Origin of the sequence: Streptomyces sp. NPDC048504 (assembly GCF_043200035.1) — a bacterium.
Lineage (GTDB): Bacteria > Actinomycetota > Actinomycetes > Streptomycetales > Streptomycetaceae > Streptomyces.
In genome coordinates this window covers 469,856-483,687 of sequence record NZ_JBICXA010000006.1, presented here as the reverse complement: position 1 = coordinate 483,687, position 13,832 = coordinate 469,856, and the positions used below count along the sequence as shown (strand labels likewise).

General features: G+C 71.5%; 11 protein-coding genes. 7 read left to right on the top strand and 4 right to left on the bottom strand.

Annotated elements, in window-relative coordinates; translation table 11 throughout:
- Nucleotides 1-9 precede the first annotated feature (9 nt).
- Nucleotides 10-4,266, bottom strand: a complete 4,257-nt coding sequence (locus tag ACGFY9_RS18235) for a CHAT domain-containing protein (RefSeq protein WP_393755205.1) — start codon at nt 4,264-4,266, stop codon at nt 10-12.
- Nucleotides 4,267-4,309: 43 nt separating this feature from the next.
- Between ACGFY9_RS18235 and ACGFY9_RS18230 the strand changes: the two genes are divergently transcribed.
- The 4 genes from ACGFY9_RS18230 (at nt 4,310) to ACGFY9_RS18215 (ending at nt 7,495) form a co-directional block, all read left to right on the top strand.
- Nucleotides 4,310-4,654: a hypothetical protein gene (locus ACGFY9_RS18230; protein WP_393755204.1), complete on the top strand. Its 345-nt coding sequence runs from the start codon at nt 4,310-4,312 to the stop codon at nt 4,652-4,654.
- A gap of 5 nt (nt 4,655-4,659) precedes the next feature.
- The gene (locus ACGFY9_RS18225) at nt 4,660-5,571 is read left to right on the top strand and encodes a hypothetical protein (protein ID WP_393755203.1); all 912 of its coding nucleotides are present in this window, start codon (nt 4,660-4,662) and stop codon (nt 5,569-5,571) included.
- Between the two features lie 369 nt (nt 5,572-5,940).
- On the top strand, nt 5,941-6,894 hold the full coding sequence (locus ACGFY9_RS18220) for a serine protein kinase RIO (protein WP_393755202.1): 954 nt from the start codon (nt 5,941-5,943) through the stop codon (nt 6,892-6,894).
- Between the two features lie 250 nt (nt 6,895-7,144).
- Complete coding sequence (locus ACGFY9_RS18215) at nt 7,145-7,495, top strand: DUF488 domain-containing protein (protein ID WP_393755201.1); 351 nt, start codon at nt 7,145-7,147, stop codon at nt 7,493-7,495.
- Between the two features lie 31 nt (nt 7,496-7,526).
- Here ACGFY9_RS18215 and ACGFY9_RS18210 read toward each other — a convergent pair whose 3' ends face one another.
- Together ACGFY9_RS18210 and ACGFY9_RS18205 are read right to left on the bottom strand one after the other, a co-directional pair.
- Entirely contained in the window at nt 7,527-9,200 is a 1,674-nt protein-coding gene (locus tag ACGFY9_RS18210; RefSeq protein WP_393755285.1) for an FAD-binding dehydrogenase, read from the bottom strand.
- 46 nt (nt 9,201-9,246) lie between these two features.
- Nucleotides 9,247-9,873: a TetR/AcrR family transcriptional regulator gene (locus ACGFY9_RS18205; protein WP_393755200.1), complete on the bottom strand. Its 627-nt coding sequence runs from the start codon at nt 9,871-9,873 to the stop codon at nt 9,247-9,249.
- A gap of 146 nt (nt 9,874-10,019) precedes the next feature.
- Here ACGFY9_RS18205 and ACGFY9_RS18200 point away from each other — a divergent pair, with 146 nt between their 5' ends.
- The 3 genes from ACGFY9_RS18200 (at nt 10,020) to ACGFY9_RS18190 (ending at nt 12,787) form a co-directional block, all read left to right on the top strand.
- Nucleotides 10,020-10,649 (top strand): alpha-ketoglutarate-dependent dioxygenase AlkB, encoded by a 630-nt coding sequence (locus ACGFY9_RS18200; RefSeq protein ID WP_393755198.1) that lies wholly within the window; start codon nt 10,020-10,022, stop codon nt 10,647-10,649.
- A 143-nt stretch (nt 10,650-10,792) separates the two neighbouring features.
- On the top strand, nt 10,793-11,542 hold the full coding sequence (locus tag ACGFY9_RS18195) for an MBL fold metallo-hydrolase (protein WP_393755197.1): 750 nt from the start codon (nt 10,793-10,795) through the stop codon (nt 11,540-11,542).
- A 9-nt stretch (nt 11,543-11,551) separates the two neighbouring features.
- Complete coding sequence (locus tag ACGFY9_RS18190; protein ID WP_393755196.1) at nt 11,552-12,787, top strand: DUF4032 domain-containing protein; 1,236 nt, start codon at nt 11,552-11,554, stop codon at nt 12,785-12,787.
- A 6-nt stretch (nt 12,788-12,793) separates the two neighbouring features.
- On the opposite strand, the gene ACGFY9_RS18185 is transcribed toward ACGFY9_RS18190, so the two are convergent.
- A complete protein-coding gene (locus ACGFY9_RS18185) occupies nt 12,794-13,825 on the bottom strand; it encodes a LacI family DNA-binding transcriptional regulator (RefSeq protein ID WP_393755194.1) in 1,032 nt (343 codons plus the stop codon).
- Nucleotides 13,826-13,832 lie beyond the last annotated feature (7 nt).

The window sequence follows — 13,832 nt, the reverse complement described above, 5'->3', positions numbered from 1 at the left end:
CGGTCCGGGCTACGGCCCGCTGTGGATCAGGGACGCCCACAGGTGTGGTCGGCCGGAGTGTTCGGTGCGCAGTTGCCGGATGACGCGGTGGAGCACGATCGCCGCGTCGTCGGCGGACGGCGTGTCCGGCATCAGTCGGTAGAAGTGGTCGGCCGCGGCGGCCGCGACGTGGTCGTCCAGTGGCCAGAGACTCGCTACGACGTGCCGGAAGCCGGCCAGCTGGAAGGCGGAGGCGAGGTGGATGGACTCGTCCGCGTGCCGACGGCCGACGTGACCGGTGGAGCACGCGGACAGGTAGGCCAGTTCGGCCTCGTGGAGGTCGAGGCGGCCGATCTCCGCGATGGACAGCACACCGTCGTGGAGGTGGAGCCCACCCTCGGACGGCGCGTCGGGGTCGGTGCCCGCGTGGCACGCGAAGTGGGCCCAACTCGCCCTGGGGAGCGCGCCGGTCACACTGCCGGCGGTGGCCTGCTCGTTGGTGAGGAGCGGCATGTCGGGGTGGGCGGCGTGCAGGTTCGCCGCCTCGGCGGCGGTGGCCGGCAGGTCCGGCAGCCTCGGGGTCCGGTCGAGGGCGACCGTGAGCCGGCGCTGAATCGTCGCGGAGGGTCGTCCTTGTGCACGGCCCAGGGTGCGCATGGTGGGCGTGTACGACGAGATCACCCGGTCGAGCGCCCCGGCACCACCGGGGTGTCCGGCCGCGTGCAGCGGCAGCAGAGCGAGTGGCCCGGTCGGCATCCACCACACCCGGGGCAGTTCTCCGTCGGCCGGGCGGAGCCGGTCCTCGATCGCGTCGAGGACCGGCCCGACCGTCGTGTCCCACAGCCGGCCGAGCAGCTCCGTCAGCACCCGCTGGCAGCGCAGCTCGCCGGTGAACGAGCCGGCGTTGTGCGTCACTTCCGTCAGCTCGGCGGCCCACGCCTCGACGTCGGACAGGCGCAGTTCGGGCAGCGGCACCGGCAGCAGAGGCCCGTCGGCGGTGACGACGACAGCGTCGCACCGCTGCCGGCCGGCGTTGAGCAGCACGACCGCCTCACCGGCGCCGGTCGGCCGCAGCCGGGTCCATCGCTGCGGGAGCAGGAACCGGTCCAGTCCCGGCAGTCGGCGGATCTCCGCCAGTACGGCGTCGTGCTCGGCCCACAGGCGTTTACGCCGGTCGATGTGGTCGACGTCCTGACCATCGGGCGTGGCCATGGCCGGGAGATCCGGCGCGTTGAGGGCGTCGCGGACCCGGCTCAGCCGGCCGGCAAGTACCGGGTGCTCGGCTTCGAGGTCGCCGAGGGGTGTCCGCAGCGCCAGCCGGGACGTCAGCAGGATCGACCGGCCCAGCTCGGCGGCCTGGACCGCGCCGCCCGGATCGTCGAGGGCACAGTGCACGGCGATCGTCTCGCCGACCAGTCCGTGGTTCGCACCGAGGCGGTACTCGTGGTCCGCCGACGAGGCCTCCCGTGCCGCGACCAACGGCAGCAGCTCCACTGCCGTGTCGAACAGCAGCCGGGCGGTGTGCGGTTCGTCCAGTACGTAGGCGAGCCGGCCGACCACCCAGCAGGCGCGGAGTCGTTCGAGCGGGGGCGATGTCGTGGCCGCGAGCGCCTCTTCCGCAAGCCGGATGATCCGCGGCCGGTCGACGGTGCTGCCGGCGTCCCACCTCCGCGTGTGGCAGATCGCGAGGAGGTAGATGCGTGAGGCCCGCCGGGGATGGTCGACGGGGGTGGCCGCGACGGTCCGTTCCGCGGCGTCGACGGCGCGGTCCAGGTCGTTCGGGTCACCGGTCCGCTGGAACCGCAGCCGGTGGGAGTTGCCGAGGTTGAACAGATGCTGCGCGCGAAGCGGGTCGCCCATGGGGACGGCGTCGGCCGCCTCCCGCGCCAGGTCGACCGCGCGGTCCAGGTCGGCCGGATCGCCCGAGCGCTCGTACCGTGTCTGATAGGACCGCCCGAGGTTGTACAGGCGCAGCAGTCGGTCGGGGTGGTCGGCGGGGGTGGCCGCGAGCGCCAGGAGCGTGCGGTCGATGGCGCTGTCGAGATCGGCGCCACCGGCGGTCCGGCCGGACCGCGACTGGTAGGCGGCTCCGAGGTTGGACAGGTGCCTCGCCCTGTGCGGGTGGTCCTCGGGCGTGGCGGCCACGGCCTCCTCGTGATGCGCGATGGCACGGTCCAGGTCAGGAAGGCTGCCGCTGTGCTCGAACCGTTGTTGGAGAGCGTTACCGAGGTTGTTCAGGCGCATCGCACGGTCCGGGTGGTCGTCCGGCGTGGCGGCCACCGCGCGTCTCGCGGCTTCGATGGCCGCGTCCAGGTCGGACGTGTCTCCGGTGCGGGTGAGCCGGGACCAGTGGGCGACGCTGAGGTTGGACAGGTGCATCGCCAGGTTCGGGTGGTCGTCGGGCGTGGCGGCCACGGCCTCTTGGTGATGCGCGATGGCACGGTCCAGATCGGCCACGTCCCCCAGCCGGTCGAACCGCCCTCGCAGGCTCGATGCCAGGTTGGACAGGGCCCTCGCGCGGAGGGGGTGATCGGCCGGTGTGGCAGCGACGGCGCGTTCCAGACTCTCTACGGCCCGTTGCGCGTCGGCGCGGTCCCCTTTCCGGTCGGACCGCGCGTCGTACGCGGTGCCCAGGTTCGACAGACGGTGGGCGAGATCCGGATGGCCCTGGGGCGTGGCGGCCACGGCCTGTTCGTAGTGGCCGATGGACCGGTCCAGATCGGCCATGTCCCCCAGCCGGTCGAACCGCGCCCCGTACACGATGCCGAGGTTGGACAGGATCGTCGTGAACTCTCGGTGCCCCCGGGGCGCCGCAGCGGCGGCACGATCGAGGTGGCCGATCGCCCGGTCCAGGTCGGCGACCTCCCCCAGCCGTTCGAACCGCGCGTGGTACGCCATGCCGAAGTTGGACACGTAGGTGGCGCCGTCGAGGGAATTGTCCGGAGCGGCCGCCACCGCTCGTTCGTAGTGTCCGATCGCCCGCTCCAGGTCGGCCAGGTTCCCCGTCCGCTCGAAGCGGTCGGTGTAGGCGGCGGCGAGGTTGGACAGGGCGATCGCTCGGTGCGGGTTGCCGGTGTCGGCGGCGGCCTGTTCCCCGAAGCCGATGGCCCGCTCCAGGTCCGCCGACCGGCCCGCCCGTCCGAACCGTGCCCAGTAGGAGGTGGCGAGGTTGGTCAGGGTCGTCGTCCGGTAAGGGGAGTCAGCGGGAGTGACAGCCATCGCCTGCTCACCGATGTCGATGGAACGGTCCAGATCCGAGACGTGCCCGGTTCCCTCGAACCGCCGCAGGCAGCCCATGGCGAGATTGGTCAGAACCGTCGGCCGGTGAGGGGAGTCGGCGGGAGTGACAGCCATCGCCTGCTCACCGTTGCCGATGGAACGGTCCAGGTCCGAGACGTGCCTGGTCTGCTCGAACCGCAGCAAGTAGGCATTGCCGAGGTTGGTCAAGGTTGTCGCCCGGTGGGGGGAATCGGTGGAGACGACGGCCATCAGCTGCTCACCGCTGCTGATGGAACGGTCCAGATCCGAGGTGTTCCCGGTCCGAACGAACCGCAGCAGGTAGCCCGTGGCGAGATTGGTCAGGGCTGTCGACCGGTGCGGATACCCGGCGGAGGCGACAACGATCACCTGCTCGCCTCTGTAGATGGAACGGTCCAGATCCGAGAGCTGCCCGGTCCGCTCGAAGCGCAGCAAGTAGCTCGAAGCGAGATCGGACAAGGCTGTCGTCCGGTGCGGCGAATCGGCGGAGGCGACAGCCATCACCCGCTCACCGATGTCGATGGAACGGTCCAGATCCGGGAGGTGACCTGTTCGCTGGAACCGCAGCAGGTAGCACGTGCCGAGGGTGGCCAGGTGGAACGCGAGGTTCGGGTTGGCGCCGGGCACGCCGACGGTCCGTTCCCCGAACTCGACGGCCCCGTCCAGGTCCTCGGGCTGCCCGGCCCGCTGGAACCGCAGGAGATGGGTGGCGCTCAGATTGCCCAGGATCAGCGCGGAGTTGGGGTCGCCGTGGTGGAGGGCGGCCACGGCCTCGTGCCCGATGCCGATCGACCGGTCGGCTTCGTACTCCTGTCCCGTCAGCGCGTACAGCGCCCGATGGCACTCGGCGAGGTTGTACAGGCGGGTGGCGAGACGCGGATGGTGATGCGGTGTCAGGGCGAGGACGCGCTGGAACAACGAGACACAGGAACCCAGTTGTGCCGTGTCACCGGTCCTGGTGGCCCGGTCCAACAGGTCGACCGCCTGCTGGTTCAGCAGCTCCGGATCGGGCTGGTGGTAGGAGGACATCACCCATGAGACTATCGGCCGACTGGCGGAAGGAGGAGCCCTGGTGGACGCCGAACGATCGGCACTGACCACGCTGTGCCAGGAGTTCGAGGCGCTGATCGGCGAGACAGGGCTCCACTCCGCGGAACGTCAGGATCTCCTTGAACGGATCGTGGCCGAGGCACGGGCCCGGCGTCCGGTGCTCGCCCTGCTGGGCCAGTTGCTGAACACCGACCGTGAGACCACGCTGCGCACGCTCTCGACGGGGCTGCCGGGGGCCGGGCCGGGCATCGCCCGTCAGGAGGCCTTCCGCTGCCCGGACGGCGCCTGCGACCGGACGGCGGTACCTCTCCCGGCGGGTGCGATCCCGCGCTGCGCCGTCATGGGCCGGCCGCTGGAACGGGGGTAGCCCAAGTGGGCGGTTTCTTCCAGCAGTTGGCCAAGACGCTCGCCGACCGGTGGATCAGCCTGCTCGTGCTGCCCGGTGCGTTCTTCCTCGGCGCAGTGTGGCTGTCCGTCAACCTCGGCCAATCCGACGCGTGGAACGTCGCGTTGTCGACCCGACGGGTCGAGAACACCGCCGACACGGTCAGGGACCTGCCGAGCGGGGCGCAGGCACTCCTCGTCGTGGCCGTACTGGCGGCCGCCTCCGGTGTCGGCTTCGTCGTGCAGGCGCTGGCCGGTGTCACCCGGCGCGTCTGGCTGGGGCAGTGGCCCCGCCCGTTCGCCGCGACCGCGACGGCGCGGACGGCACGCCGACGTGCGCGGTGGCACCAACTCGTGGAGGAACGCCGGGCGTTCGAGGCCGCGAGCCCGGGCACACGCACCCCCGAGCAGCAGCACCGGATCGACACCGCGGCCGACCGCGTCACCCGGCTGGCGATGGCCGAACCGGGCAGGCCGACCTGGATGGGCGACCGGATCCACGCCGTGGAGTCGATCGCGTACCACCGCTACGGACTCGACCTGACCTACGGCTGGTCCCGGCTCTGGCTGGTGCTCCCCGATCCCGCACGCACCGAACTCACCGCCGCGCACTCGGCGTTCGCGGCCGCGGTCGCCACCGGAACCTGGGCCCTGCCCTACCTTCTGCTCACCGTGGTGTGGTGGCCCGCCGTACTGATCGCCGCGGGCATCGGCCTGACCGGATGGGCCCGCGCCCGTTCCGCCGTAGCCGATTTCACCACCCTGACCGAGGCCACCCTCGACCTGCACGGCCGCACGCTGGCGGTCGCGCTGGGAGTCGGCGACCCCTCGGAGGGAATCGGCCCGCTCACGATCGGCGAGGGCGAGCGCATCACCGACCTCGTGCGGAAGGGCCGCTAGCAGAACTCCGTTGCTGTCCGGGCGGGTTGACGTCGGGATGGGGCGGCGCGAGTCGGCCGGGCGATGACCTCACGGCTGCGGGACGGCGACGAACACCTGGGTCCGGCCCTCGCCGACCCGGCCTTCGTCGACGCCACCAGAGCCGGAACGAGCCCGGTACGGAGGATCGCGCCGGAAACCCACGACACCGCAGAGGCCGCTCGACGCGGGCCGACGTAATTCAGTTGCCGCTCCCCATGCCCGCCCCTCACCATGGGCGGGCCACCGGGATCTGCCCGGTGCTCCACGAGAGGAGGCGCGACGTGACCACGACTGTCCTCGGCCTGCCCGCCGACCGCCTTCCTCTCACCTCATGGAGCACCTCCAGCGATGTCTCACGACAATCTCCCGCAACACCCCCAGCACTCTCAACACCCGGTATTTCCTGACGACTTCGTCACCGATCCCCACCGCTACGTTCCGCCGCCGGGCGACGCGGTACAGGGCGACATCGACGACCGGTTCGTCTTCGACTTCCGTACCTACGACGACCTCGCCGACGGCCAGCGCTGGTCGACCTGGCTCAGCGTCGAACCCCTCAGCCGAGGCCCCGAGCCGCTCCCGGACTGGGTAGTGACCTCGCAGGGCGCGATCGACACCGAGCTCGGCGTCCTCAAGACCGGCAAGGAGGCCGACGTCCACCTCGTCGAGCGCGCCGACCCGCTCGACCCGGCCGCCGGGGTGGTCATGGCGGCCAAGCGGTACCGCTCCCCCGAGCACCGCACCTTCCACCGCGCCGCGTCCTACACCGAGGGCCGCTCGATGAAGCGCTCACGCGACGAGCGGGCCGTCAAACGGAAGAGCACCTTCGGCCGCCAGGTCGCGGCCGGCGAGTGGGCGGTGTCCGAATGGGCCGCGCTGGTACGGCTCTGGAACCTTGGGCTGCCCGTTCCCTATCCGGTCCAGATCGACGGCACCGAGATCCTGATGGAGTGGATCACCGTCGTCGACGAGGAGGGCACCGTCCAGACAGCGCCCCGGCTCGCCCAGACCCGCCCCTCACCCGAACTGCTGGCGGCGTACTTCGAGCAACTCACCGACGCGCTCGCGACGATGGTGCAGAACGGCCTCGTGCACGGCGACCTCTCGGCGTACAACATCCTGGCGGCGGGCGAGCGGCTGGTCATCATCGACCTGCCGCAGATCGTCGACCTGGTCGGCAACCTCAACGGCATGACGTTCCTCCAGCGCGACTGCGCCAACATCTGCGGCTGGTTCCGCTCACGCGGCCTCGACGCCGACGAACACGCCCTGTTCGCGGAACTGATGGCACACGCCTTCTGAAACCGGGCGGCCCGTGCCGCATCGGACAACGGGCAACGTCCGCCATGTCGACGACGGCGCACAAACGCCGGTCGTCGGCATAGCGGTTCCGCCGGACGATACTGCGGCGGACGCGCCTCCAGGTCAGGTCCGCCGAGGAGGCATACACAGCCACCCCTCCGCCGACTCAAGTTCCGCCGCGTCGCCCCCACCCCCACTCCCCGCCCGGACGTAGGCTCACCGCACCACCGCCACCCGAGGGAGCCCGCCCGTGACCGTCCGCGTGCGTCGTGTCTACGATCCGCCCGAGCCGGAGGACGGCGTGCGCGTCATGGTCGACCGGCTGTGGCCGCGTGGCCTGTCCAAGGACGCGGCCCGGGTCGACGAGTGGCCCAAGGAGATCACCCCGTCGACCGAACTGCGCCGCTGGTATCACGCGGGCGAGGGTGACTTCGACGAGTTCAGCAGCCGTTACGAGGCCGAGCTCGCCGAGCCCGAGGCGGCTCAACTCCTGCACACCTTGCGGAACTTGGTCCGTATGGGGCCGGTGACGTTGGTGACGGCGGTCAGGTCGCCGGAGCGGAGTCACGCCTCGGTGCTGGCCCGCCTCCTGGAGGGGTGAGGAGACGGGCCGTAGGGCCGGAGAAGTACTGCTAGGCCGTCTGTTTCGCCGCCGCGCGGCCTGCCGCCCGGCCCGAGAAGAGGCAGCCGCCGAGGAACGTGCCTTCGAGGGCGTTGTAGCCGTGTACACCGCCGCCGCCGAAGCCGGCGACCTCGCCCGCCGCGTACAGTCCGCCGATCGGCTTGCCGTCGGCGGCCAGCGCCCGTGAGTCCAGGTCGGTTTGGATACCGCCGAGGGTCTTACGGGTCAGGACGTGCAACTTGACGCCGATCAGGGGGCCGGCCGCCGGGTCCAGGATGCGGTGCGGGGTGGCCACGCGGCCCAGGCGGTCGCCGATGTAGCGGCGGGCGTTGCGGATGCCCTGGACCTGGGAGTCCTTGCTGTAGGGGTTGGCCATCTGGAGGTCGCGGGCCTCGATCTGGCGGCGCACCACGGCCGCGTCCAGGAGGGGTTTGTCGGTCAACTGGTTCATCTTCTCGACCAGTTGCTCCAGATTGCCGGCGGTCACGAAGTCCGCGCCCTTGCGCAGGAAGGCGTCCACCGGGCCCGGGGCGCCCTTGCCGAGGAGCCGGTCGCGCAGGACCGCCTTCTTGTCCTTGGCGGTGATGTCGGGGTTCTGCTCGGAGCCCGACAGCGCGAACTCCTTCTCGATGATCTTCTGGGTGAGGATGAACCAGGAGTGGTCGTGTTCCGCCAAGTCCTCTGTCGTGCGCAGGTACTTGAGGGTGTTGAGCGTGTCGTAGCCCGGCAGGCACGGGTCGGGCAGGCGGCGGCCGAGGGCGTCGAACCACAGGGACGACGGGCCGGGCAGGATGCGGATGCCGTGGCCGGGCCAGACCGGGTCCCAGTTCTGCAGGCCCTCGGTGTAGTGCCACATGCGGTCGCGGTTGACGAGTCGTACGCCCGCCTCGGCGCTGATGTCGAGCATCCGGCCGTCGACGTAGGCCGGGACGCCGGTGACCATCTCGGCGGGCGGGGTGCCGAGGCGCTCGGGCCAGTACTGGCGGACGATGTCGTGGTTGGCGCCGATGCCGCCGGTGGTGACGACCACGGCCTGCGCGGTGAGTTCGAACGCGCCGATCGCCTCGCGGCTGGAGGAGACGCCCCGGGCCGCGTTGTCCTCGGCGAGGACCGTGCCGCGGACGCCGCGCGCCTCGCCCTCCTCCACCACCAACTCGTCGACCTGGTGGCGGTAGTAGAAGGTGAGCAGTCCGTCGCGGGCGGCCTGCCTGGCGTGGTTCACGAAGGGTTCGACGACTCCGGTGCCGGTGCCCCAGGTGACGTGGAAGCGCGGGACGGAGTTGCCGTGGCCGTGGGCGCGCAGGTCGCCGCGTTCCGCCCAGCCGACCGTGGGCAGCAGCTTGATGCCGTGTCCGTCGAGCCAGGTCCGCTTCTCGCCGGCCGCGAACTCGACGTAGGCGCGCGCCCAGCGCACCGCCCACGCGTCCTCGTCGTCGACGCGGTCGAAGCCGGCGCTGCCCTGCCAGTCGTTCCAGGCCAGGTCGAAGGAGTCCTTGATGCCGAGGCGGCGCTGTTCCGGTGAGTCGACGAGGAACAGTCCGCCGAAGGACCAGAACGCCTGCCCGCCGAGGTTGTTGGAGTTCTCCTGGTCGACGAGTGCGACCCGGCGTCCCCGGCTGGTCAGTTCGTGCGCCGCGACCAGACCGGCCAGCCCGGCTCCGACGACGATGACGTCCGCATCCATGGCGACGTTGCCCTTCTCAAGTGGGTTGTCATTCACAAGTGGGTTGTCATTCAGGGGTGTTGCTGCCGTCGGTCAGCAGCGCGGTGAGCAGCTGCTTGAGCCAGGAACGCGCTCGCTCGGCGTCCCTGTCGAGCAGCAGTTGGGTGGTGACGCCGTCGTACGCGGCGATCACCGCGTGGGCGGCACCCTCGATGTCGCCCAGTACGGCGGGCAGTCGGGTATGTCCGCGGGCTCGGGTGAGCCGGTCGGCGATCGCGCCGCGCAGCCGTGCCCGGTGGTCGAGGAGTGTCTGGGCGACGGCCGGGTCCCGGGCCGCGTGCACCAGGAAGTCGGTCTTCACCAGCAGCCAGTCCAGGTCGAGGAGCAGCACGTCGGTGACCCGGTCCACCGCGGCGGGCACATCGAGGTCGGGCCCGTCGAGCGCGAACGCGCCGGCCACCTGGTCGGCGATCAGCTCGGCCCGGTCCCGGTAGAGCGCGAAGAACAGCTCGTCCAGGCTGCCGAAGTTCGAGTAGAACGCGCCCCGGCTGTAACCGGCGGCCTCGCAGACCTCCTCGATGGAGACCCGCCCGAACCCCTTCGCCGCGAACACGGCGAACGCGGCGTCCAGCAGATTGGCGCGCGTGCGTACCCGGCGCCTGGTCACACGCTTGGCCGTCGCCTCCGCCACCATGTCCGGACCTCCACGTCCTTCGTTCGATACGTGAATGTATCCGATGCACCGATGTATCCAAAAGGGTGGGACCTCAGGGAACCGGGCCCCGAAGAGAGCCCCCACCGAATGGGAACAGATATTCGAATAAGGAGTACGCTGGTCCCATGACCGCGCACCACCTCCAGGGCTCTCTCTTCGACCAGACCGACCAGCTCCGCCTCGGCCCCCTCGACGGGACACGCCGTACGGCACTGGGGCTCGGCGCCTGGATCGACGTGCTGCCCGGGTGGCTCGCCGGCGCCGACGCCCTGTTCGAGGAGCTGGCCGCCGAGGTGCCGTGGCGCGCCGAGCGGCGTCAGATGTACGACCAGGTCGTCGCCGTACCGCGACTGCTCGCCTACTACGGCGCGGACGACACGCTCCCCCACCCGGTGCTGGCCGAGGCCCGCGACGCGCTCTCGGCGTATTACGTACGGGAGTTGGGCGAGCCCTTCACCACGTCCGGGCTCTGCTACTACCGCGACGGCCGGGACAGTGTCGCCTGGCACGGTGACCGGATCGGGCGGGGTGCCCGCGAGGACACGATGGTGGCGATCCTCTCCGTGGGCGCGCCCCGCGACCTGATGCTGCGCCCCGTGCGCGGCGGCGAGTCGGTGCGGCGCCCGCTCGGGCACGGCGATCTGATCGTGATGGGCGGCTCCTGTCAGCGGACCTGGGAGCACTGCGTCCCCAAGACCACTCGCGCCGCGGGACCGCGCATCAGCGTGCAGTTCCGCCCGCACGGCGTGCACTGAGGCGGAGAGGCGGCCGCTTCGGATGCGCGCGGGGGCCGCCCCCGGCGGACGGCGCCGGAGGCGGCTTCCCCCGCCCGTGCCCGCCCGGCGGGCGTCTGGTTGGCTGTCCTCCGTCGAGCACCATCACGTACGAGGGGACGGTCATGCGGGCAGAGGTACGCCAAGTCGCCGACGGCACCTATCTGGTGCACGGCAGCAACACCAACTGGGTGATCCTCACGGACGGTGACGCGGCCACGCTGGTGGACACCGGATACCCCGGCGACCGCGAGCTCGTGCTCGACTCCCTTGCCCAGGTGGGCAGTTCACCCAAGGCGGTCCGGGCGGTGCTGATCACGCACGCCCACAACGACCACCTCGGCTCGGCGGCGTACCTGCGCGACACCCACGGCACGCCGGTCCTGCTCCACGAGGCCGAAGTGCCGCACGCCCGCAGGGAGTTCCTCCAGCAGGTGAGTGTGGGGACGGTCCTGAAGAACGCCTGGCGTCCGGGAGTGCTTCCCTGGGTGCTGCACGCGATGCGCGTCGGCGGCACCGAGCAGCATCCGGTCGCCGCGGCCGAGGCGTTCCCCGGCGCGGGCGGCCCGCTCGACCTGCCCGGCCGGCCCGTCCCCGTGCACACCCCCGGCCACACGAGCGGGCACTGCGTGTTCCATCTCCCGGAGCGCGGGATCGTGATCTCCGGGGACGCCCTGGTGAGCGGCCACGCGACCTCCCGGATCAAGGGGCCGCAGCTGCTGCCCGACATGTTCCACCACGAGCGCGACCGTGCCGTGGCCTCGCTGGACCTCCTCGAAGCGCTGGACGCGGAGACCCTGCTGCCCGGCCACGGCCCCCTGCACACCGGTCCGGTCCGTGAGGCGGCGCAGCGCGCACGCGAACACGCGATCTAAGGTCACCCCATGGCACTGCAGATCAACGCGACCAACCCGGAGCATCCGGTCCTCCTGCTGGAGCTGCCCTGGGATGTCCCCCTGGAGGAGTGGCCCGACGAGTACCTGGTGCCGCTGCCGCGCGGCATCTCGCGCCACGTCGTGCGCTACGCCCGTGCCGGCAGCGAGGTCATAGCCGTCAAGGAGCTCGCCGAACGGCCCGCGCTGCGCGAGTACGAGCTGCTGCGCGACCTGGACCGGCTCGGCATCCCCGCGGTGGACCCGCTCGCCGTGGTCACCGGGCGCGCCGACGCCGCCGGCGAGCCGCTGGAACCGGTGCTGATCACCCGGCACCTGGGCGGCTCGATGCCGTACCGCTCGATGTTCGAGACGACGCTGCGCCCGGCCACCATGCACCGGCTGATGGACGCCCTCGCGGTGCTGCTGGTGCGGCTGCATCTGGCCGGTTTCGCGTGGGGCGACTGCTCGCTGTCGAACACGCTGTTCCGGCGGGACGCGGGCGCGTACGCGGCGTATCTGGTGGACGCGGAGACCGGCGATCTGCACCCGCAGCTGAGCAACGGGCAACGCGAGTACGACCTCGACCTCGCCCGCGTGAACATCAGCGGGGAGCTGCTCGACCTGGAGGCGTCCGGGGCGCTGCATCCGTCCGTCGACCCGATCGAGTTCGGCATGGAGATCTGCGCCCGCTATCAGGGTCTGTGGGAGGAGCTGACCCGCGTCTCGGTGTACCCGGCGGGCAAGTACCACTTCATCGAACGCCGGATCCGGCGCCTGAACGAACTCGGCTTCGACGTCGCCGAGATGCAGATCGAGCACTCCTCCAACGGCGACACGGTGACCTTTGTGCCGAAGGTCGTCGACGCGGGCCACCACCAGCGGCAACTGCTGCGCCTGACCGGCCTGGACGCCGAGGAGAACCAGGCGCGGCGGCTGCTCAACGATCTGGAGTCCTGGATGGCCACCCAGGACGACTACGCCCCGGGCGACCCGCTCGCCGCCCGGCCCGAGGTGCTCGCGCACCGGTGGGTGCGGGACGTGTTCCGACCGACTGTGCGCGCCGTACCGCTGGAGCTGCGCGGCTCGATGGACCCGGCCGAGATCTATCACGAGCTGCTGGAACACCGCTGGTACCTGTCCGAGCACGCCCAGCACGACATCGGCCTGGACACGGCGGTCGACGACTATCTCAAGAACATCCTGCCGAAGGTCCGCGAGACGCTGGAGCCGACGACACCGGAGTGATCCGGGTCAGTCCGTGGCGGGCGGGGCCGTGGTGCCGCGGACGACGAGGCGCGGCGCGACCACGCTCTCGCCGTCCGGTACGGCCTCGCCGTCCAGGCGGGCGATCGCGCGGCCGACCGCGAGTTCCGCGAGTCGCGGAATGTCCTGGGCGACGGTCGTGAGGTCGATGTGGGCGAGCCGGGACAGGCTGGTGTCGTCGAAGCCGACCACGGAGATCTCGCCGGGGACGGACACCCCGGCCCGCAGGAAGGTGTCGAGGACGCCCGTGGCGCAGCGGTCGTTGAAGGCGAGGACCGCGCTGGGCCGGGGGTCTGCCGCCAGCAGGGTGCGGGCGGCCCGCGCGCCGTCGTCCTCGGTGAGCCCGCCGGGCAGGACGCGGACGTGGTCGTCGAGGCCGTGGCGGTGCATCGCGGTGCGGTAGCCGCGGCGGCGGTCGGCGGCGCCGGGCGCGCGGCCGCCGTCGATGTGGGCGATGGCGCGGTGGCCGAGCGCCACCAAGTGGTCCACGGCCTGGCGGGCGCCCTCGTCGTCGGCGGTGCGGACGACGTCCACGGCCGGTGGGACGGGCCTCAGTCTTCGGGCCACCGAGACGACCGGGACCTGGGTCGCGAGGTGCGCGAGGCGGGCGGCCGGGACCTCGGGGCCGAGCAGGACGAGCGCCTCGCACCGGTCGGCGAGCAGCGCCTCCACGGCCTGCCGCTCACCGCGCGACGGGGCGACCGCGCTCAGGGCGACCTGGTAGCCGGCGGGTTCGGCGGCGGCGTAGATGCCCTCCACCAGGTCGGTGTGGAAGGGGTGGCGCAGTCCGAACTGCACGCCGAGGAGGCGTGAGCGGTTGCTGCGGAGCACTCTGGCCCGGGTGTCGGGCCGGTAGCCGATCTCCTCGGCGGCCTTGAGCACCCGCTCGCGGGTGGTGGCGCTCGCGCCGTAGGCCCCGCGCATCACGATGGAGACCAGCGCGACGGACACGCCCGCCCGGGCCGCGACATGCGCCAGGGTGGGCCGCCTTCCGTCGGGGACCGCGGGGGTGGTCGGCACGGTGGTC

Excerpts from the sequence above, each read along its gene's own strand:
- ACGFY9_RS18235 (WP_393755205.1), bottom strand. The coding sequence starts at position 4,266 with ATGTCCTCCTACCACCAGCCCGATCCGGAGCTGCTGAACCAGCAGGCG.
- ACGFY9_RS18220 (WP_393755202.1), top strand. The coding sequence starts at position 5,941 with ATGTCTCACGACAATCTCCCGCAACACCCCCAGCACTCTCAACACCCG.
- ACGFY9_RS18210 (WP_393755285.1), bottom strand. The coding sequence starts at position 9,200 with ATGGATGCGGACGTCATCGTCGTCGGAGCCGGGCTGGCCGGTCTGGTC.
- ACGFY9_RS18205 (WP_393755200.1), bottom strand. The coding sequence starts at position 9,873 with ATGGTGGCGGAGGCGACGGCCAAGCGTGTGACCAGGCGCCGGGTACGC.
- ACGFY9_RS18200 (WP_393755198.1), top strand. The coding sequence starts at position 10,020 with ATGACCGCGCACCACCTCCAGGGCTCTCTCTTCGACCAGACCGACCAG.
- ACGFY9_RS18195 (WP_393755197.1), top strand. The coding sequence starts at position 10,793 with ATGCGGGCAGAGGTACGCCAAGTCGCCGACGGCACCTATCTGGTGCAC.
- ACGFY9_RS18190 (WP_393755196.1), top strand. The coding sequence starts at position 11,552 with ATGGCACTGCAGATCAACGCGACCAACCCGGAGCATCCGGTCCTCCTG.